Source organism: Duffyella sp. Ts4, assembly GCF_051851875.1.
Taxonomy (GTDB): Bacteria; Pseudomonadota; Gammaproteobacteria; order Enterobacterales; family Enterobacteriaceae; genus Duffyella; species Duffyella gerundensis.
The window spans coordinates 1-21627 of record NZ_JBLYPN010000015.1; the positions used below are offsets into that span (position 1 = coordinate 1).

The following is a 21627-nucleotide window of genomic DNA, read 5'->3' on the forward strand; positions in this document are numbered from 1 at the left end:
GAGGAGGCATCACAAACGCCGAGGCAAAAGCGTTTTCCAGGGCGAGCCGCAGGGAGGCGGCGAGAGGGCGCGCTGAGCAGGAGCGAATCGCGCCCGGTCCGTCAGGAAAAAGCTTGTGCCGAGGGCACCCGCGCAGCGGGCGGTTGTGTTTGCCGGATAGCGCGGGTGCAGGGCCGGGGCGACTGCCGGCCCTGCTCGGGCAGGCTTTAGCCTGAACGAAATGGCCCTTGACCTGGCCCTTAAAAACGCCGCCTGCAAGGCAGAACGAAATGGCCTTTGACCTGGCCCTTAAAAAGCCGCCCGCTTCCGGGCAGAAACTCCCGCGCTTTCCGGCGCGCCTCCTACCGGAAAACGCTGATCGCCTCTACCAGTCGGTTTGCCTGATGCGCCATGCGGCCTGATGCCTCGGCGCCTTCCTGCACGCGGGCGGCGTTTTGATGGGTAATATCATCCAGATCCTCTACCGCCTTGCTGACCTCACTCAGCGCGGTGGCCTGCTCGGCGGTGGCGCTGCTGATCTGCGCGATCAGCGTGGTCACGTTCTGCACCTGCGACACAATGCTCTGCATGGTGGTGCCCGCTTCATCGACGTGTACGCTGCCCGATTTCACGCGCACCGCGCTGGTCTCTACCAGATGCTTGATCTCGCTAGCCGCTTTGGCGCTGCGCTGTGCCAGGCTGCGTACCTCACCCGCCACGACCGCAAAGCCTTTACCCTGCTCACCTGCCCGCGCCGCTTCTACCGCCGCGTTAAGTGCCAGAATGTTGGTCTGAAAAGCAATGCCGTCGATCACGCTGGTAATATTAGCGATACGCTTTGAACTGTCATTAATTTCGGCCATCATGCCGACCATATCACCCATCACTTTGCCGCCGTTGAGTGCGGCGTCGCTGGTGGCCATCGACAGCGTGTTCACCTGTGCCGCGGTGTCGGTATTGCTCTTCACCGTAGCGGTCATTTCGTTCATGGTGGCCGCGGTTTGCTGCACGTTAGCCGCGGCCTGTTCGGTACGGCGGCTCAGTTCGTTGTTGCTGCTGGCAATCGCGTCACTGGCGCTGAGCACGTTGATCGCCTGGCCGCTGACATCATCCACCAGCCAGCGGAACATCAATCCCAGTTGGCCAATCGCACGCAGCGTCATACCAATTTCATCCACCCGATCCAGTTGATCGACCTTGTGGCTTTCGCCAGTAGCCACGCGCAGCGCCTGCTGGCAAACGCGCTCCAGTGGCCGTGAAATCTGTTGCTCAAGCCAGGCGCTGACCAGCGCCAGCAGCAGCGCCATACCGGCGGCAAACATGCCCAGCGCGCCCGCCTGCAGACCCAGCAGCCAGCCGCCCAGCACGGTGGCAGGCAGCAGCGCGATCAGTGGGCTGCGAATGCGCCAGCGCAGCGGCAATGTTTTCAACAGGGAGAAAATCTGCGCCGGGCCGCGGCGCACAATCAGTCCTTTATGAAAGCGGCGGCCTTTGCTGCGGCCTTCGCGAAAATCACGGTATAACGCTTCGGTCTGTTTCACCTCTGCCGCGTTGGGTTTGGTGCGCACCGACATAAAGCCGTGCACCTTGCCGTCGCGCACCACGGGAATAGCATTGGCGCGCACCCAATAGTGATCGCCGTTCTTACGGCGGTTTTTAACCAGCGCGGTCCACGGCTCGCCCTGTTTCAGAGTCGCCCACATATCCGCAAAAGCTTCCGGTGGCATATCGGGATGACGTACAAGATTATGCGGCTGACCATTGACCTCTTCCGGGGAGAAGCCGCTTGCCTCAATAAAAGCATCGTTGGCGTAGGTAATGTGGCTGTTGAGATCGGTGGTGGACATCAGCGTGGCGTGATCGTCAAACAGATACTCCTGCTGAGTGATCGGCTGGTTATTACGCATGGGATTCCTTGAAACAACTGAGTGGTCAAATGACCAATAATAATTTTTTATGTTTTCGGCGAAGATGGTTGAAAGCTTTAGCGCACGGCTTTAATTTTCAGCGTGAAATAATGGATGCAGCGTGATTTTAAGCGGAAAACGTGATGTAAACACGGAGGGAATAAGTTAACAATGTTAATTAATGGTGAGCGGCCTCCCTGCCGCTCTGTGCTCAGAACTGCCAGCGCACGCCGACGTTGTAACGCCAGCCTTTGGCGCCGTTGCCATCCAGCTCATGGCGATAATCGACTTCAGTATAGAGTGATACCGCATTCTTAAACGTCACCGTGCCACCGGCGCCCACTTCCGCCATCTGACCAAACCCGCCGCTGCCAAAGGTATTGCCGAGCCTGTCGTTATCCGCCGCGCTTATCCGCGTTTTGGCATCTTTACCCCAGCCACGATAGTAGTTGGCGCGCAGATAAGGCGTGTACTGGCGCAGGCTGTCATCGCTCCAGCTGCGATCCAGCCGTGCGCCCAGCCGACCAATGGTTTGGTTATAACGGTCATAGCTGACGTTGGTATTGGTTTTGTCGGTGAAGTTGCTCATATCGAGCTGCATGACCATCAGCTGCGCCTGCGGTTCCAGCCGCACGCCGTTGGCAAACAGCCATGGATAGCCGCCTTCCAGCGAAACATTCCAGCCGTGACCTTTTATGTTGGCGACTTCACGCTGCTGCGCAATGTCAGTTTCACCGCGATGGCGATCGAATGAGAGCACACCATCCAGATAAAAGCCGTTGTTGCGCTGCCAGGTGCCGTAAAACGCCAGGCTGTCGCTGTCGAAGGTGGTGCTGCTGAAGCCATCTGCCGCATCCGGGCGCAAACGCGTGTTGCCGCGCGTAAAGGCCACGCCGCCACGCAGGCTATCCTGCTCACCGTCCAGCCGTATCAGATTGCCGCCAATCTGCACCGCGCTGTAATCGATATCCATGTCATAGCCGAAATCACGGAAGCTGCGATCGGTGTTGTAGGTCAGATTGGCCCCGATATAGCGCACAAACAACTCGCCGCCGTCACCGGCTGGCAGCGTCTGCTGATGGCGCAGTTCGCCCAGACGCTTGTGCAGATCGTCAACGATGGCGGCGCTGTAAAAGGCCAGCCCAACCGGTGCAGAAACATAGGCTGGCACCTGTGGAATCACCGCGATGCGCGCGTTGTCTCCCACGCTGAACGCGCCGTTACGCAGCACCGGTGCGCAGCTTTCCTCGCCCTGACACACATAGCTGTTAGCCAGACGATAATCCCAGAAGTTGCCGTCGGCCGCACCGCTCACCTGTCGCTGTGCGGCGTCGCTGTTGCCCGGCGAGAAGCTGTAGAGTTCATATTTCCACGGCCCGGCGGCGAGATAGCCATTGCGCAGGGCAAAACTGTCGCTGCGTGCGCTGCCCGCCACCTGTGCCAGCGTAATGCCTTCATCAGCATCGATAGCGCTGTTGCGATTGAGATCGGTGAGATTACCGGTGCTCGCCGCATTCAGTCGCACATCAAGCAGCGTGGTGCCCTGGCTGGCATTACCGGCCACCAGCAGCTTATCGCTGAATTGATTAGCAACCGCGCCGCCCGCATTAAGCCGCGTGGCGAGCTTCACCTGGCCGCCCAGCGAATTAAGGTCGCCATTGATAGTCAGCCGGTTGCCGGGCACGCCGCTGCCGTTGGTAAGATCGATGATGCCGGCGTTGTTGACCGCCACGGAACGATCGCTGCCACCCGCAATGGTGGGATTAACGCCGTTGCCTGCATACAGTACCGAGCCACTGCCGATATTGACCACGCTGTGGGCGAGTTGCAGGTTGTCGGTCAGCGTCCAGGCACTGTTGTTGAAGTTGATAGTGCTCCAGCCGCCGCCGAGGTTTACGCCTTTATTGAGATCATCAGTGGCAAAGGAACCGCCGCGCCAGCTCACGTCGCTCAGGGTCAGCGTGTTGCCGGTGGCGCTGCCCGCGGTCAGATGGCGGGTTTTGCTGAGATCGACCCCGCGGATGTCGGCCACGTTGTTCACGTCATTGCCCATGGTCAGGCTGCCGTCAAGCACACCGCCGGTCCACTGAAAACGGTCGCTGCCGCCGCCGGGATTGACATCACCGCGAATCTCACCGCGGGTCAGCAGCACCACATCACTGGCGTTACTGCCCGCCACCGCCACGCTGTCCGGAGTGGCGGTAATAATGGTGCCAACGTTTTCAAACAGCGTCTGTCCGCCGCGCAAATCCACCACCGGCGATGTCAGGCTGGCAGAAGTAAAGGTACCGGAGTGAATGATGGTGCGCGCCGTGCTGGAGACCAGCGCTGAACCGCCGTCGCGGCTGTTGATATTCACCGTGGCAGCGCTGTTGATGGTGCCGGTGGTATTGGCGCGAATGCCGGTGCCGCCCGCGCCATCGACGTTGAACACATAGCCGGAACCCAGCGACAGATCGCCGCCGGTGACGCCGCCATCCGCGTTGGCGATGGTTAATCCGCTCCCGCTGCCGCGGACATTAACGGTAACGGTTGATGCCGGATCAAAGGGCACTGCGGTGCGGATACCGCTGCCGTTTGTGACATCAATGGTGAGATTGTTCAGGCTCACCTGTTGCAGCCCGGCGCGATTCTCAATGCCGTTGCCGCTGCCGGTGACATTTAGCCTGGCGTCGCTGGCGGTAAAACCAGCCGCGCCATTATCCAGCAGCACGCCGTGCGCCGCGCCGCCGCTGGTAATCAGCGTCTCGCTGCCGGTCAGCGCCAGTTGCGCACCGTCGCTGATACGCACCCCGGCAATGCCGCCGCCGACGTTGATGGTGCCGCCTTTAGCCAGCGTGGTGCCGCCGCCGCTGATATCCATGCCGGTGCCACTGGCAACGTTGACCGTGCCGTCGTTAACCAGCGTACTGCCGGATCGCGTGCGGATGCCGATGGTATCGCTGCCGGTTAAATCGACCTGTCCGGTGTTGCGCAGCGTGGCGCCGTTAGCAATGTCAAAAGCGATAACGCCCGTTCCGCCGCCGCCGATCACCGCGTTGTTGATCACGCTGCTGGCCGCCGTGCTGCCATCAAGCGCATTACTCAAATCGGTTCGCAGATTATCGACCAGCACGCCGACGGCGCGATCGCCGTTGAGCATAAGCTGGCTGGCCGCATCCAGCGTGGCGCTGGCACCGCCTTCCACCCGCACGCCGTGACTGTCCGCGCCGTTAACCTGCAATCGGCTGTTGCCGCTGGCTAGCGTGCTGCCGCTGCCAGAGATAATCACGCCGGTGCTGCCGTCGGCGGTCGTCAGCGTATTGGCGCTGCTGAAGCGTAGCGCCGCGCCGTCATCAATACGATAGCCGGTTGAGCCCGCAGTGGTGATGGTCAACGCATTGCTGGCGCTGTCGATCGCCGAACCGCCGCCTGCGGCGCGATAGGCGATCTGATCGCGGTTATTAAACTGCGGCGTTGACGCGGCTGAGACGTTTACGCGCCCACCGTTGATCGCCTCCGCCCCCAGCGCGCCGACGCCGTTAAGATTAAAGCTGCCGCCGTTGAGGTTGGCTACGGCGCGCGCGCCGCTGGCCGTGACGCCGCGGCTGCGCGCCGCGCTACTGCCGCCGTTGACATTGATCACGCCGGTGTTGGTTGCCGTGGTAGTCAGCGCAGAGCCATTACTGTCGACGATGATGCCGCTGCCACCGTCAGCAATCGTAATATTGCCGCTGTTGGTGCCGCTGGCGCCGCTTTCCACGCGCAGACCGGTGGTGCCCGCGCCGGTGAAGGCGATATTGCCGGTGTTGGTCAGGCTGGCGCGGTTGCGGGCGATATATCCCACAATGCCCTCCTGTGCAGAATCCAGCTCCGCCGCCGAATTCAGCGAGGTGGCGGCGGAGGGCGAGCCGCTGTTGCTGCCCGCCAGCGTGTGTTTTTGCCCGTCCGCCAGTGCACCGATGGCGTTGCGGCCACTGAGATCGATGCGGGTCGCCTGATCGATGATGCCGCTGGCTCCGCCTTCGATTATCACGCCGGTCGCGCCGTTGCCGCTGACGTTGATCTCTGCATTTTGCGTATTGATACGCGTGCCGCCCCCGCCGGTGCCGATAACGCCAACCGCGCCCTCGCCGGATACGCCAAGCGTCAGATCGCTGCCGTCAAAATCCGCGCCCTGCTCCAGCCGAAACAGCGTTGAGCCGCGAGTGGTGACGTCGAAAGCGTTGTTATCCGCCACGTTGATGTTTGCATTAGGTCCATAGGCGAAAAAGGCGATCTGATTGCTGCCCTGAGCAAAACGTGGCACCGCGTCGGGCGAAACGGTGACCGTGGCATTGCCGCGCGCGTGAACGCCAATCGCGCCGTCACCGCTCAGGTTGATGGCGCCATCCACCGTCGCCGCCGATTCGCCGCTGCCCTGGCCTTCCACCCAGATGCCAAAATTTCGCGTGCCGCTGCTGGGATCGGCGCCGCCCGCGACGTTGATCACCCCGGTTGAGCTCGCCTGTGAACGGTTGCCCGCGGTGGCGACCACTTTGATGCCGGTACCGTTCACACCGTTGAGATTGATGGTGCCGCTGTTATCAATATTACCGCCGCTGTTCAACACCGACATGCCAATGTTTTCACGCGGGATACGGCTGGCGGCGCCATTGACGTCGATCACGCCCTGATTTTGCAGCGTGGCCGCCGCCGCGCCGCTAACCGACATGCCCGCGCCGTTCTGTACCCGCGAGCCGAGCGTAATAGTGCCCTGATTGATCGCCACGCCGTCAGCCACCAGCGCAATGCCGCTGGTCAGGCCGCTCTGATTGAGCGTCGTGTCGGCCACGCTGTCGCTGAGGGCATTTTGCGGCCCGCGACCCAGATAGATATTGCCGGTGGCGCTATTGGTAAAGACTGAGCTGGCGCGGGTGAGCAGCACGCCTGACGTGGTGCCGCGTGAACTGGTGCTGGCGACGCCGACATTGATGTTACCGCTATTGGTGGCTTGGCTATTGTCGCCAAGGTTGATACCCGCCACGCCATTAAAGGTGTTATTGCCGCTGGTGGCCAGATTAACGATGCCGGTGTTATCAAAACGACTGCCGCTGTTGACCACCACGGCGTCGGTACCAAAACTGGGCGCGCCGTTAACTATCCCCGCCGTACTGTTAAGAAAACCGCCGTTGATCACACCGTTATTGGTGCCACGACTGCTGTTATCCAGCACCAGTGCCGTACCGCTGTTAACAAAGGTGCCGCGGCTGGCCAGCGTGCCGTCAATTACTGCTTCCGCGCCGTCGCTGGCGTGAATGGCACCGCCGGTGGCGCCAGTGACTTCCAGCGTTTTTCCCGCCGCCAGGTTAACGCGCGAATTGGCGCCCGACGCATTCATCACAATCCGCGAACCCAAAGGCTGGGTTACCTCATCGGGCGGCGTGGCGGAGACGTTGTAAACAATCGTGCCGTTACGGGTGGTCAGCGCCTTGTTGAATTCGATGAGATAACTGTTTTTGTCCAGCGCGCCCGCTTTTAGCTGGTCAATCAGCCAGTTGTTGTACTGCTGTAGCTGGCTGGCGTTGCTCACGGTAAACGAGGTGCTGCTGCCATCACGCGTTTGCACGCTGAAGGTGCCGTTATAAGTGGCAAGGCCGATCACATCGTAGGATTGCTGTGCCACGCCGTTGACCAGTGCAGCGGCGCTGCCGGAAAAGCCGATGCGATTATTTGAATTCCAGTTGGCGATGCCGCCATTGGTCACATCAAACAGGGTGGTTTGTTTGGCGGCCATCACCCAGCTGTTACTGGATGCTGACGCGGCAGCGTTGGGCTGGCCGAGATTGATATCCAACACGCCGCCGGTGCCGATATTGGCGACCCGCGCGTCAATATACTGACCATCGTTTACATTCTGGATATCGGGCACCGGCGTCGCGCTGGTAACCGGATCCAGCGCCACCAGCCGTGAGGAGTCATAAACCTGAAAGGTGATCTGCCCGCCGGTCACCGGATCGGGCACCAGCACGGCGGCGTTCTGCGGGCCGGGATTCAAGCGGTCCTGATTGAGGTAGTCACTTCCGGAAGCGATAGTTACCTGGCCCAACGTGGTATTGACGGTGCCGGTTTGACCTGGCGCAAAGCGCGGATTGCCCTCCAGCGTCTCGCTGCGGTTGGTCACGGTGGTCGCGCCAACCTGCGCATCGTTAGCCTCTGGCGTCCAGGCATCAATGGTTGCGGCGTAAGCATAAAAGGTGGAGCAGGCGATGATCGGCGCGGCGAGCAGGGCCAACATCACGGGATTGGGTTTAAAACGCATACTTTCTCCGCTGAAAATCAGACTCGAATCTCTAAAAAAGAGGCGATCGGGTCAGGGCGCTTCACAGCGTGAGAGAAGTCGCTTCCCAATCAGGCGTTACTTAACAACCTACAGATAAGCTCGGATGAATCAGGCAGGCGAAACGCGCTGCTGCCCGGTTGGAGTTAGGCGAGATAACACACATACCCGTTCAGCGTAGGAAGTGAACGAACGTAGCGCAAAGCCGCATGGCGGGCGCTCTGTCATCGCAGGGGGGAGAAAAGGGAAATAAGAGGCCATGCATTAATAAAGAAAAAGATGGGGAGAGTTAACGCAGCGGCCAGCGTCTGTAAAAGCCCAGTTGACGTTGGCCGTAAAAGTTTGACATGGACTAATTGGCTCATATGTGACCACCTTCACAGCCAGCTACACGCTATTCATCAGCGCTGCTAACCGGAAAAGTGCGTTGCGGCCTGCAGCGCCTGACGAATAAAACCCTTGTGTGTCGCCAGCAGCGCCTGCGCCGCGGCGGCATTGAGATCGGCCAGCCGCATCAGAATCGCCGTTTTGCAATGCCCGCCGCAGGCGTCCAGCGCCGCGCGCGCCTCGTCAGCGCTACAGTCGCTGGCCTGCATCACAATATCTATCTGCCGCTGCACCAGCTTCTGATTGGTGGCTTCGACATCTACCATCAGGTTGCCGTAGACCTTGCCGCTGCGAATCATCGCGCCGGTGGTCAGCATATTCAGCACCAGCTTTTGCGCCGTGCCCGCTTTCATGCGTGACGAGCCGGTGATCACCTCCGGGCCGACCACCGGCGTCAGGGCGATCTGCGCCAGCTGCGCCATCGGGCTGTGCGGATTGCAGCTCAGCGCAGCGGTGACCGCCCCAGTGGCGTTGGCATGCTCCAGCGCGCCCAGCACGTACGGCGTCCGGCCGCTGGCCGCGATGCCCACCAGCACGTCATGACGGCTGAAACCGATATCGATCAGATCCTGCGCGCCATGCTGCTGATTATCTTCGGCGTTTTCCACCGCCTGTAAAATGGCCTGATGGCCGCCCGCAATCAACCCCACCACCTGCGAGCGCGGCGTACCAAACGTTGGCGGGCATTCGCTGGCATCCAGAATGCCCAGCCGCCCGGACGTACCGGCGCCGCAATAGATCAGTCGGCCACCCTGCGCAAAGGCGGCAACGATGGCGTCCACCGCGCGGGCGATAGCAGGCAAAATCGCTTCTACCGCCAGCGCGACTTTTTTATCTTCCTGATTAATGACGGTCAGCATCTCCAGCGTGGAGAGGCGATCGATATCGGTGCTGGCGGCGTTGCGCCCTTCGGTGGTTAGAGCAGAAAGGTCGATTTTCATCAGTGAAACTCCGGCATCAAAAGCGTTATATCAGCGTAAAGCTATTTTTATTCAGCGGCATCCGCAGGCATAAAAAAACCCGTCTGGCGACGGGTTTCGGAGAGGCTTACTTCGCGCCCTGCGTGCTGAGCTGCAGCTCGTAGTGCTGCGCCTGTTTCTGGTCGAACTGGTTTTCCCATTTGGCAATCACCAGCACCGCCAGCGCGTTGCCCACCACGTTGAGCGCGGTACGCGCCATATCCATGATACGGTCAACACCGGCAATAAAGGCCAGGCCTTCCAGCGGAATACCCACGCTGCCCAGCGTGGCCAGCAGTACCACAAACGAAACACCCGGTACGCCAGCGATGCCTTTTGAGGTCACCATCAGCGTCAATACCAGCACAATCTCATCGCCTAACGACAGGTCGATGCCGTACAGCTGGGCGATAAAGATGGCGGCGATGCTTTGATACAGCGTTGAGCCATCGAGATTAAACGAGTAGCCGGTCGGCACCACAAAGCTGGTGATCGCTTTTGGCGCGCCGTAGGCTTCCATCTTCTCCATGATGCGCGGCAGCACCGTTTCCGAACTGGAAGTGGAGTAAGAGAGGATCAGCTCATCTTTCAGGATGCGCATCAGCGTGGTAATACGCAGATTACAGATGCGCGCCACCGTACCCAGCACCACAAAGGCGAAGAACAGAATCGCCACGTATACCAGCAACACCAGCTTGGCCAGCGGCACCAGCGAGGCAAAACCGAAGTTGGCCACGGTGACGGAAATCAGTGCAAACACCCCGATCGGCGCATAGCGCATGATCATGTTGGTGACTTTGAACATGGTTTCCGAGGTTGAACGGAACAGCTTCAGCAGCGGATCGCGATGCTCTGCGGGCAGCGATGATAATCCCAGGCCAAACAGCACCGAGAAGAAAATGATCGGCAGCATGTCGCCTTTGGCGATGGCGGCAAAAATGTTAGTTGGGATCAGCGACATGATGGTGATCACCAGGCTGTGCGCACCGCTCTGCACCTGCTCGGTTGTCGCTTCATATTTTGAGATATCCACCTTCGATAACGACGACATATCGATGCCGCTGCCAGGCTGGAACACGTTGGCGGCGGTAATACCGACCACGATCGCCACGGTGGTGATCACTTCAAAATAGAGAATGGTTTTCACGCCAATCCGACCCAGCTTTTTCGCATCACCGACGCCAGCAATGCCGACAATCAGGGTGGAAATCACAATCGGGACCACAATCATCTTGATAAGATGAATAAAGATATCGCCAGCTGGACTCAACACGTTGGTGATTAACCATTCGCGATTGTCCGGCTGATTATGCAGCACTGCACCCACGACAATACCCAGCGCCAGCGCAATCAAGATTTGCCAGGCAAGGCTAAGTTTAAAACCTTTCATAATGCTTCATTTCCTTAACAAAACCCCGGGTAGCTGATTTCAGGCAGTAGCTTGAAGACGCAAGGGAAATGGGCAAAGGCCCGATAAAATCAGGGGTTATTGGTGATGGATGCCTGAACTTCAGGCGCGAGATAATTACCATTTTCGCCGCTAAAAATGCAACCCTTAGTCGAATCGCGATGTTTGTCACGGCGTAAGCAGTGAAATATCGCAATAAGTAATGAAAAGCCTAACTGGCTGTTATAAAAAGTAATAATTTGAGATTAATTAGCATAGATATGCATTTATTTTCGTCATCCTCTGCGAACCGTTTGCTGCTATTTTGCACAAACCTTTCCCGGTTTGCTGCCCGCTCAGGTGCTACCTAACCTGGTCATTATTCGACGTTTTACCCGCTTCGCCATTGACGTGATCTGTCGCGCAAAAAAGAAACAAAGCTGTTTGCCCGGCTTTAATTAACCTTTGATTGACATATCATTAACATCTTCAAGGAGAGCAGCCATGAGCCAACATCATAAATATCCCGTACCCGCGAACATCGCGGAACATGCCCTGATCAATGCCGACCAGTATGCAGCGATGTACCAACACTCGGTGCAGGATCCCGATGCCTTTTGGGGTGAGCAAGGAAAGATTCTCGACTGGATAACGCCCTTTACCCGCGTTAAAAACAGTTCATTTGCGCCGGGCAATATCTCTATTCGCTGGTACGAAGATGGCACGCTGAATCTGGCGGCCAACTGCCTCGATCGTCATCTTGCTCAGCATGGCGATCGCACCGCCATTATCTGGGAAGGCGATGATGCCAGCGAAAGCCGCAGCCTGAGTTATCGCGAGCTGCACGGCGACGTCTGCTGTTTTGCCAACGTGCTGGAAGCAGCGGGCATCCGCAAAGGCGATGTGGTCGCCATTTATATGCCCATGGTGCCGGAAGCCGCGGTGGCTATGCTCGCCTGCGCGCGTATTGGCGCAGTGCATACCGTGATTTTCGGCGGTTTCTCGCCGGAAGCGGTGGCGGGCCGCATTATCGACTGCGGCGCGAAGCTGGTGATCACCGCTGACGAAGGCGTACGCGCCGGTCGTGCCATCCCACTGAAGAAAAACGTCGATGAAGCGCTGAAAAACCCCGGCGTGACCACCATCAGCAACGTGATTGTGCTGCGCCGTACCGGCAATGCGGTGGCGTGGCAGGAGAACCGCGATCTCTGGTGGCATGAGCAGGTTGACGGTGCCAGCGATCAACATCAGCCCGCGGAAGTGGGCGCGGAAGATCCGCTGTTTATCCTTTATACCTCCGGTTCCACCGGCAAGCCGAAAGGCGTACTGCACAGCACCGGCGGCTATCTGGTTTATGCGGCGACCACCTTTAAATACGTTTTCGATCATCAGCCTGACGATATCTACTGGTGTACCGCCGACGTTGGCTGGATCACCGGCCACAGCTATCTGCTTTACGGACCGCTGGCGTGCGGTGCGACCACGCTGATGTTTGAAGGCGTGCCCAACTGGCCGAAACCGAGCCGCATGGCGGAAGTGGTTGATAAACATAAAGTGACGCTGCTTTATACCGCGCCGACCGCGATTCGTGCTTTGATGGCCGAAGGCGACAAGGCGATCGCCGGTACCCAGCGCTCCACGCTGCGTATCATGGGATCGGTAGGCGAACCGATTAACCCGGAAGCCTGGGAATGGTATTACCAGAAGATTGGCGACAGTCGCTGTCCGATCGTCGATACCTGGTGGCAGACCGAAACCGGCGGCTTCATGATCACGCCGCTGCCGGGCGCCACCGAACTGAAGCCTGGCTCCGCCACCCGACCCTTCTTTGGCGTTCAGCCTGCGTTAGTGGATAACGAAGGCGTGCCGCAGGAAGGCGCCTGCGAAGGCAACCTGGTGATTACCGACTCCTGGCCAGGCCAGGCGCGCACGCTGTTTGGCGATCACGATCGCTTTGAACAGACCTACTTCTCTACTTTTAAAAACATGTACTTCAGCGGTGACGGTGCACGCCGTGACGAAGATGGCTATTACTGGATCACCGGCCGCGTGGATGACGTGCTGAACGTTTCCGGCCACCGTCTGGGTACGGCGGAGATCGAGTCGGCACTGGTGTCGCACCCTAAAATTGCTGAAGCCGCAGTGGTCGGCATTCCGCACGGCATCAAAGGCCAGGCGATTTACGCCTACATCACGCTGAACCACGGCGAAGAACCGTCGCCGGAGCTCTACACCGAGGTGCGTAATTGGGTGCGCAAAGAGATTGGCCCAATCGCCACGCCGGATGTGTTGCACTGGACCGATTCGCTGCCAAAAACCCGCTCGGGCAAAATTATGCGCCGCATTCTGCGCAAAATCGCCGCGGGCGATACCAGCAACTTTGGTGATACCTCCACGCTGGCCGATCCGGCCGTGGTTGAAAAACTGCTGGAAGAGAAGCAGTCGATCAAAATGCCGTAACCGCGGCGTCCTGTCTTTTTTCGTCCCACCCTCCTCTCCCGCAAGGGAGAGGAAGCAAAACAGGAGATGTGCTGAGCACGTGTTTTGTTGTCAGGTTACTCACTAAAAAATTTATAAAAAAAGGGCGTCAGGCACTGTTTGTGGTCAGCCTGCGCGCCCGATCCCCCTTACCTCTGGAGAGTGTGTGATGATCAACAACATCTATCAACAGGTAGAAAGCAGCCCCCGCTTTCAGGAGCTGGTGCGCAAGCGGCAGGCCTTCGCGCTGGTGCTGACCGTCATTATGCTGGTGCTGTACGTCGGCTTTATCCTGCTTATCGCCTTTGCCCCCGGCTGGCTCGGCACGCCGCTGCATGCCGGAACCAGCGTGACACGCGGCATTCCGCTGGGCGTCGGCCTGATTGTAATTTCGTTTCTGCTTACCGGCGTCTATGTCTGGCGCGCCAACGGCGAATTCGATCGCCTGACCAAAGAGATCGTGCGCGAGGTGCAGCCATGAAGATGTTTACTCGGGTTCTGGCGACGCTGGGTGCGCTGCCTTTGGGTGCGCAGGCGGCGGATGCCATCAGCGGTGCGGTTGAGCGTCAGCCGACCAACTGGCAGGCGATCATTATGTTTCTGGTGTTCGTCGGTGCGACGCTCGGCATCACCTGGTGGGCTTCGAAACGCACGCGCTCACGCAGCGATTACTACACCGCCGGCGGTAATATCACCGGCTTCCAGAACGGGCTGGCGATCGCTGGCGACTTTATGTCCGCCGCATCATTTCTCGGTATTTCCGCGCTGGTTTATACCTCAGGCTACGATGGCCTGATCTATTCACTGGGCTTTCTGGTGGGCTGGCCGATCATTCTGTTTCTCATCGCAGAGCGTCTGCGTAACCTCGGCCGTTACACCTTTGCCGATGTCGCCTCCTACCGTTTAAAACAGAAACCGATTCGCACCCTGTCCGCCTGCGGCTCGCTGGTGGTGGTGGCGCTCTACCTGATCGCGCAGATGGTTGGTGCCGGTAAGCTGATTCAGCTGCTGTTCGGCCTCAACTACCACGTTGCGGTGGTGCTGGTGGGCATTCTGATGGTGCTCTACGTGCTGTTTGGCGGCATGCTGGCGACTACCTGGGTGCAGATTATCAAAGCGGTACTGCTGCTGTTTGGCGCCTCATTTATGGCCATTATGGTGATGAAAACGGTGGGCTTCAGCTTCAATAACCTGTTCAGCCAGGCGATGGCGGTGCATCCCAAAGGCGCGGCGATCATGAGCCCTGGCGGGCTGGTGAAAGATCCGATCTCGGCGCTGTCGCTGGGCCTTGGCCTGATGTTTGGTACCGCAGGCCTGCCGCATATCCTGATGCGTTTCTTTACCGTCAGCGATGCGCGCGAAGCGCGTAAAAGCGTATTCTGGGCTACCGGCTTTATGGGTTACTTCTACTTCCTCACTTTTATTATCGGCTTCGGCGCCATTCTGTTGGTGGGGGCTAACCCGGCGTTTAAAGATGCCGCTGGCGCGCTGATTGGCGGCAACAATATGGCGGCGGTGCATCTGGCCGATGCCGTTGGCGGCAGTACCTTCCTCGGCTTTATCTCCGCCGTGGCCTTTGCCACCATTCTGGCGGTGGTTGCCGGTCTGACGTTGGCCGGTGCCTCGGCGGTGTCGCATGACCTGTACGCCAGCGTCTATCGCAAAGGGGAAGCGAGTGAGAAGGATGAGTTGCGGGTGTCGAAGATTACCGTACTGATCCTCGGCGTAGTGGCTATCGCGCTGGGCATTTTGTTCGAGAAACAGAACATCGCCTTTATGGTGGGCCTGGCGTTCTCCATTGCCGCCAGCTGTAACTTCCCGATTATCCTGCTGTCGATGTACTGGTCGAAGCTGACCACCCGTGGCGCGATGATTGGCGGCTGGGCTGGTCTGCTGACCGCGGTGATCCTGATGATTCTCGGCCCGACCGTCTGGGTACAGGTTCTCGGCCACAGTGCACCGGTTTTCCCTTACGAATATCCGGCGCTGTTCTCGATGCTGGTGGCGTTTATCGGTATCTGGTTCTTCTCCACCACCGATACGTCCGCGTCTGGTCATCAGGAACGCATGCTGTTCCGCGATCAGTTTGTGCGTTCACAAACCGGTATTGGTATCGATCAGGGCAAATCCCACTAAACAAAAAAGGCGCCCCACAGGGCGCCTTTTTTTTCAGCATGAACTCAAAAACGCAGCGAAGCGCCAACATAAGGACCGTCAGCAATGACGTTGTCTTTGCGGCCATCTTTGTTATTCAGCTCAATATACTGATAACCCACGCGCACGTTCAGCAGCGAGATTGGCGTAAAGCTCAGGCCACCGCTTGCCTGCTGATAGCTGTCGATACGATCGGCAAACGCATCTGGCGCATAATAATATTCGCCATACAGGCCAAACATATCGCTAAAGGTGTAGCTTGCGCCGGCACCAACCGCCACCGCAAAGCCATCTTTGCCATTTTCCGGATGGGTGTACATCGCTTTGGCCGTTGGCGATACACGCAGCGGACCGGCATCAATGTTATAGCCCAGACCGAGGCCCGATAAGCTGCCATCGTGATCGCTACGCAACCAGTTACCGTTCAGGAACAGGCCCGGTGAGTTGGTGCCCAGACCGACGTTCAGGTTAGTGTAATGCTTGCCCACATCAACGCTGCCTTCAATCGCCTGAGCTGAACCCGCCAGCACCATCATCGCCAGACCACTGCTCAAAAGTACTTTCTTATTCATCGCCAGACTCCGTTTTAAGGCTTTTTTTAGAGCGCGCAGAATAGCGGTGAGAAAAGTGAGACACAATGGATAAGTCGTTACTTTACATTAATGATGTCCCGCTATTCTGCCAACACGGAGCGCTTACGACATCAAAAGAGATAGCGGGCGCCGATGAACCAGCCATCAGTAAGGCTGCGATCGCGGTGACCATGTTGCCCATCCAGTGTCAGCGCGCGATAGCCTGCCTGTAGATGCAACGCACGCCCAGGCGCAAGGCCCACGCCCAGCCGCATATCTTCATAGCGGTGCATGCGATAGGTCAGCGTATCTGGCGCGAAATGATAATCCGCAAACAGCCATGCTTTTTCAGCCACCGGCAAGATAATGCCAATGCCGGGACTCAGCACGTAACCTGCGGGTTGATGGGTAAACGAGACATAGCTGGCACGCAGTGAGGGGATAACATGGAAAAAATGGTTGGAGATAAGATAACTCGCCTGCAACGCGCCAGCGTAGCGCACATCGCCTTCATGCGGTAGAAGCCATTCGCCGCCGAGTAGCAGCGGATTGCCCGGTTTAACAGTAGAAGAGCCGTTCAGGCTGGAAAACGATTTTCCGGTGTCAACGCCGATTGAAACGGCCTGCACCTGAAACGCCAATAGCAGCGCGATCAGAGTTAAAAGTGATTTCATGACATCATTCCTGGTTATAGAAGGAATGACGAGGGTAAAAGTCGCGGTGAGGTTGGCTCTATAAGGTTTGGCTCATTCGGCCAGCAAAAAGGTGAAAATAACGCCGGGCGCACTGGCCCGGCGGCAGAACATTACTCTTCTTTATCGAGCAACACGGCTTCCAGCAGGTCGAGATCGCGCAGCAGTTTCTGCATGGTCTCATTAGAAATTTGCTGGGTAGCACGCAGGTGGTAGACTTCCCCGCGCTCGGCGCGCAGCGCGTTAAGCCGGAAACGGCGCTCCAGATTTTCAGCCAGAATCGATTTCTCCAGGTTCTCTTTGCCATCCAGACGACGACGCAGATTTCCCGCCACGCGGGAGCCAACTTCTTTCACCAGCTCTTCATCAAGATTCTCTTCGCTGTCCTTCATCAGCCGCTCTTCCATCTTATGCAGGCTGTCAATCGCCACGCCAGCCATAATGGCGCGGGCATTCTGAATTTCGTGACGATGACCGGCATGATCGACGCCGTCGATACCGCGCAGCAGCATCGGCAGCAGGATCACGCCAATCAGCAGCGAAAACAGAATCACGCCGGTGGCGATGAAGATCAGCTCATAGCGTGCCGGGAAAGGCTCGCCGCTGGAGAGCAACAGCGGAATAGAAAGCACGCCCGCCAGGGTAATCGCACCGCGCACGCCCGCAAAGGTGGCGATCAGCAGTTCGCGCATGGAGTAGTTGCCGAACTCCAGCGGGCGCTTTTTCAGCAGACGGCGGCTGAAGCGCTGCATGATCCACAGCCAGCTAAAACGCACGCCCATCAGCGCCAGATAGACCAGACCAATATCGGCAAACAGCATCCACAGCTCGACGTTGGGATCGGCGTTGGCCTGCTCAACCGAGGTTTGCAGAATATCGGGCAGTTGCAAACCGAGCATCAGGAACACCATGCCGTTAAAGACAAACTCCAGCATCTGCCAGACGCTGTTGGCGCGCAGACGCATCGCCAGCGGTGCCTGGCGAATAATGCCGGAACGGGTAATGGTCATGCCCGCCGCGACCGCCGCGAGGATTCCGGATACGCCCAGATGTTCAGCGATCAGGTAAGAGGCAAACGGCAGCAGCAGCAGCAGCACGGTTTGCGTTGCCGGATCGTCACCGCTCCAGCGGCTCAGCAGGCGCAGTGAACGGCCATAGAGCCAACAGATTGCCACACCGGCCACCAGCCCGCCGATGGCGACCTTCAGAAACTCAATGCTGGCACCTGACCAGGTAAACACCATGGTGCCCATCGCGACTGCCACGGCGAATTTCAGTGATACCAGGCCTGACGCGTCGTTCATCAACGCTTCACCCTGCACAATCGACATGATTTTTTTTGGGATGCGGCCTTCGCCCACAATACCCGAGAGGGCCACGGCATCAGTAGGTGACAACACTGCCGCCAGCGCAAAGGCTGGAATCAGCGGAATGCCCGGCACCATCCAGTAAATCAGGTAGCCAATACCAATCACCGTAATCAGCACCAGCACCAGCGCTAATCCGAGGATCTCGCGGCCATGATGCAGAAACTCGCTGATCGGCGTTTTCCAGCCGTCGGCAAACAGCAGCGGCGGAATAAACAACACCAAAAACAGTTCAGGATCGAAATCGACGTGCAGGCCAAAGGTCGGCCATGCCAGCAGCGCACCGGCGGCAATCTGCACCAGCGGCAGCGGTATCTGAAAAGGGATAATGCGAGCCGCAACGCCGGAAAGCGATACCACCAGCGTCATGATTAAAATAGTAAAAAAGATTTCCATGCTGTCCTTAAAGCCTCTTCTTACGCAGGCGTGGAATAACGTTCGGGGAGTGTGTGCCGGGAAAGTGTAAAACAAAACGGCACGGGAAAAAAAACCTCACGTGCGAAAAGCGGAATTATCGCGGTTGATACAAGAGGATCCCGCCATTTTTAGCAAAATGGCGGGAGAGCAGCGACGTTAAATTGCCCAGCCGCCGGCATAGAACAGCGCCAGTGCGACGGCGATGACCACGGTGCCAACGTTCAGCTTGCGCCATTCACCGGCAAACAAGCGGCCAATCACCAGCGTACCGAAACCGAGCATGATGCCGGTGACGATGTTACAGGTCAGCACAATAAACACCGCGGTAACCAGCCCGGCCATCGCATCGACAAAATCACCAAAGTCGATTTTTGCCACGTTGCTCAGCATCAGCAGGCCGACATACATCAACGCTGGCGCGGTGGCGTAAGCCGGTACCAGATAAGCCAGCGGTGACATAAACAGGATCAGCAGAAACAGCAGCCCAACCACGATGGCGGTTAAGCCAGTTTTACCGCCCGCTGCCGTTCCGGCCGCCGACTCGATATACACCGCCGCCGGCGACGCACCTACCAGGCCAGCAAAAATGCTGCTGAAGGAGTCAGTGGTCAGCGCGCGTCCGCCGTTGAGGATCTGGCCATCTTTATCCAGCAGGTTAGCCTGCCCGGCGACCGCACGGATGGTGCCGGTGGCATCGAATACCGCGGTCATCACCAGCGCCAGCACGCTCGGCAGCACCACCGGCTGCAAGGCACCGAGGATATCCAGGCTCAGCAGCGTGGAGTGGCCGCTGGCATCGGTCAGGCTTGGCATGGCGAACAGGCCCTGATAGCTCACCGCCGGGTCGAAAATCAGACCGGCAACAGAAATGGCGATGATGGTCATCAGGATGCCGCCCGGCACGCGACGTTTCTCCAGGCCAAAAATAGCCGCCAGGCCGAATAGCGTCATGATCACCGGAAACGATGGAAAATGCCCCAGCGCTACCGGCAGGCCTGCACCGCTGTTTTTCACCACCAGCCCGACGCTGTCGGCGGCGATCAGCATCAGGAACAGGCCGATGCCGATGCCAGTACCGTGCGCCACGCCGGTGGGCAGATTACGCAGGATCCAGCCACGAATGCCGGTCACCGAAATCAGCGTAAACAGCACGCCCATCAGGAATACCGCACCCAGCGCCACCGGAATGCTGATCTGCTGCCCCAGCACCAGGCTAAAGGCGGTAAAAGCGGTCAGCGAGATGGCGCAACCAATCGCCAGCGGCAGATTGGCCCACAGGCCCATGACGATCGACCCGACGCTGGCCACCAGGCAGGTGGCAACAAACACCGCCGTTGGCGGAAAGCCCGCTTTGCCCAGCATAACCGGCACCACAATGACGGAATAGACCATGGCCAGAAAGGTGGTCAGCCCGGCAACAATCTCCTGGCGCACGCTCGTTCCACGGGCGGAGAGACAAAACCAGGCATCAAGCTTACCGCGGGCGGGACGCGAGTCGGTCGACATAACGAAAAACCTCTAAAGAGTGATAAAAATGCTGCTGTGATCGGGCGGCGCTGGGGCCATGTTTTGCCCTGTGCATCACAAGGCAAACGTTTACCTGATCGTTAATAAAAACGCCGCATTAGCGCGGCGGTTAAAAATGGCAGGGGATTATCCGGTCTTTGCTGGCGCTTTTTCAACTGCTGATTGCGGCTGAATGGGGATAATTACGGCAAGCATGGCGCAGAATCAAAAAAACGCGGCAGGAGTCAGCGCTGAAGAGAACCTTTGGCGTTGCGTAATTGCCATAGCATGCCATTGCGCAACAGTGGCGTTACCCGCCGCTGAGATTAAGCTCTCCGCCCTGCTGGATCGCCCGCTGCCAGGCCGCACGCTGGGTGATTTTTTCCAGCCAGCTGCGAATAGCGGGCGCGTTATCAAGGCTGCTGCGTGCCGCCAGGCCCTGCAGCGGAAAACTCATCTGCACGTCAGCGATGCTGAAATGCTGGCCAGCAAACCACGGATGGCGCTGCAGATGTTGCTCAATGAAGTCTCGGTGGGTGGCGACCTGCTTATCCAGCCAGGCTTTTTGCACGCCGTTACCAAAAGCGGCGCCAATGGGGCGCATCAGCAGCGGCACCGGCGCTTTACCCATGCGGCCAAAAATCAGCTTCATCACCATCAGCGGCATCAGTGAGCCTTCGGCGTAGTGCAGCCAGTAGCGCGACTGCAGGCGTTCATCACCATCGGTTAGGGTTAGCCGTTGTTCGCTGTCGTATTGCTCGCTGAGATACTCAAGGATGGCGCCCGATTCGGCGATCACCCGGTTGCCGTCGGTAATAATCGGCGCTTTGCCCAGCGGATGGACCTGCTTTAACGCGTCGGGTGCCAGCATGCTCTTTTCACGCTCATAGCGTTTGATTTGATAAGGCACTTCCAGCTCTTCCAGCAGCCACAACACCCGCTGCGAACGCGAGTTATTCAGATGATGTACGGTGATCATTAGCACTTCCTCTCAGGAGACGTGCAACCAGTATAGTTGAGTCGGCGATCAGCCCCGCTCATCCTGATCCGGATCGAGCAGGATAGCGCCGGTGCCCTGCTCGCCCAGCCGATCGCCTGGGTTGCGCAGCGGGCAGTCACGCATCGACAAACAGCCGCAGCCGATGCAACCATCGAGATCGTCGCGCAGGCGGGTCAGCGTGGCAATGCGGTTATCCAGCTCGGCGCGCCACTGCTGTGTCAGCTGCTGCCAGGCGCTGTCCGACATCCGCTTATCGCCCGGCAGGTGCGCCAGGCTTTCGCTAACCGTCGCCAGGGGAATGCCGATGCGCTGGGCGATTTTAATAATGGCGACGCGACGTAATACATCACGGCCATAGCGCCGCTGATTGCCGCCGTTGCGCGTGCTGGCAATCAACCCTTTTGCCTCATAAAAATGCAGTGCAGAGACCGCCACGCCGCTGCGTTTGGCCACTTCTCCTGGCGTCAGCACCGGTTTTGGCGTATTGCGAACTTTTTTCATCTGGCTCTTTACCTCAAGTTAAC

General features: G+C 58.3%; 13 protein-coding genes. 3 read left to right on the forward strand and 10 right to left on the reverse strand.

Annotated features, from left to right (window positions below; translation table 11 throughout):
- Positions 1 to 341: 341 nt before the first annotated feature.
- The 4 genes from ACJY2L_RS17030 to gltP all read right to left on the reverse strand — a co-directional run bounded on the left by ACJY2L_RS17030 (position 342) and on the right by gltP (position 10920).
- Positions 342 to 1886 (reverse strand): methyl-accepting chemotaxis protein, encoded by a 1545-nt coding sequence (locus ACJY2L_RS17030; RefSeq protein WP_439214516.1) that lies wholly within the window; start codon positions 1884 to 1886, stop codon positions 342 to 344.
- A gap of 211 nt (positions 1887 to 2097) precedes the next feature.
- Positions 2098 to 8166 carry an autotransporter outer membrane beta-barrel domain-containing protein gene (locus ACJY2L_RS17035; protein ID WP_439214515.1) on the reverse strand — a complete coding sequence of 2023 codons (6069 nt, stop codon included), beginning with the start codon at positions 8164 to 8166 and terminating at the stop codon, positions 2098 to 2100.
- A 428-nt stretch (positions 8167 to 8594) separates the two neighbouring features.
- A complete protein-coding gene (gene murQ / locus ACJY2L_RS17040; RefSeq protein WP_439214514.1) occupies positions 8595 to 9512 on the reverse strand; it encodes an N-acetylmuramic acid 6-phosphate etherase in 918 nt (305 codons plus the stop codon).
- A gap of 106 nt (positions 9513 to 9618) precedes the next feature.
- On the reverse strand, positions 9619 to 10920 hold the full coding sequence (gene gltP / locus ACJY2L_RS17045) for a glutamate/aspartate:proton symporter GltP (protein ID WP_439214513.1): 1302 nt from the start codon (positions 10918 to 10920) through the stop codon (positions 9619 to 9621).
- A 501-nt stretch (positions 10921 to 11421) separates the two neighbouring features.
- Between gltP and acs the strand changes: the two genes are divergently transcribed.
- The 3 genes from acs to actP all read left to right on the forward strand — a co-directional run bounded on the left by acs (position 11422) and on the right by actP (position 15531).
- Complete coding sequence (gene acs, locus ACJY2L_RS17050) at positions 11422 to 13377, forward strand: acetate--CoA ligase (RefSeq protein ID WP_439214512.1); 1956 nt, start codon at positions 11422 to 11424, stop codon at positions 13375 to 13377.
- Positions 13378 to 13564: 187 nt separating this feature from the next.
- Positions 13565 to 13876, forward strand: coding sequence for a DUF485 domain-containing protein (locus ACJY2L_RS17055; protein ID WP_067434162.1), 312 nt, complete (start codon positions 13565 to 13567; stop codon positions 13874 to 13876).
- A gap of 2 nt (positions 13877 to 13878) precedes the next feature.
- On the forward strand, positions 13879 to 15531 hold the full coding sequence (gene actP / locus ACJY2L_RS17060) for a cation/acetate symporter ActP (RefSeq protein WP_439214519.1): 1653 nt from the start codon (positions 13879 to 13881) through the stop codon (positions 15529 to 15531).
- A 44-nt stretch (positions 15532 to 15575) separates the two neighbouring features.
- On the opposite strand, the gene ACJY2L_RS17065 is transcribed toward actP, so the two are convergent.
- From ACJY2L_RS17065 to soxR, 6 genes are all read right to left on the reverse strand, one after another.
- A complete protein-coding gene (locus tag ACJY2L_RS17065; protein WP_067434166.1) occupies positions 15576 to 16121 on the reverse strand; it encodes a YfaZ family outer membrane protein in 546 nt (181 codons plus the stop codon).
- Between the two features lie 131 nt (positions 16122 to 16252).
- Entirely contained in the window at positions 16253 to 16795 is a 543-nt protein-coding gene (locus ACJY2L_RS17070; protein WP_439214511.1) for a YfaZ family outer membrane protein, read from the reverse strand.
- Positions 16796 to 16926: 131 nt separating this feature from the next.
- Positions 16927 to 18576: a Na+/H+ antiporter gene (locus ACJY2L_RS17075; RefSeq protein WP_439214510.1), complete on the reverse strand. Its 1650-nt coding sequence runs from the start codon at positions 18574 to 18576 to the stop codon at positions 16927 to 16929.
- Positions 18577 to 18753: 177 nt separating this feature from the next.
- Positions 18754 to 20103, reverse strand: a complete 1350-nt coding sequence (locus tag ACJY2L_RS17080; protein ID WP_439214509.1) for an NCS2 family permease — start codon at positions 20101 to 20103, stop codon at positions 18754 to 18756.
- A 310-nt stretch (positions 20104 to 20413) separates the two neighbouring features.
- Entirely contained in the window at positions 20414 to 21082 is a 669-nt protein-coding gene (locus ACJY2L_RS17085; protein WP_439214508.1) for a glutathione S-transferase family protein, read from the reverse strand.
- A gap of 48 nt (positions 21083 to 21130) precedes the next feature.
- On the reverse strand, positions 21131 to 21604 hold the full coding sequence (soxR, locus tag ACJY2L_RS17090) for a redox-sensitive transcriptional activator SoxR (protein ID WP_187486462.1): 474 nt from the start codon (positions 21602 to 21604) through the stop codon (positions 21131 to 21133).
- Positions 21605 to 21627 lie beyond the last annotated feature (23 nt).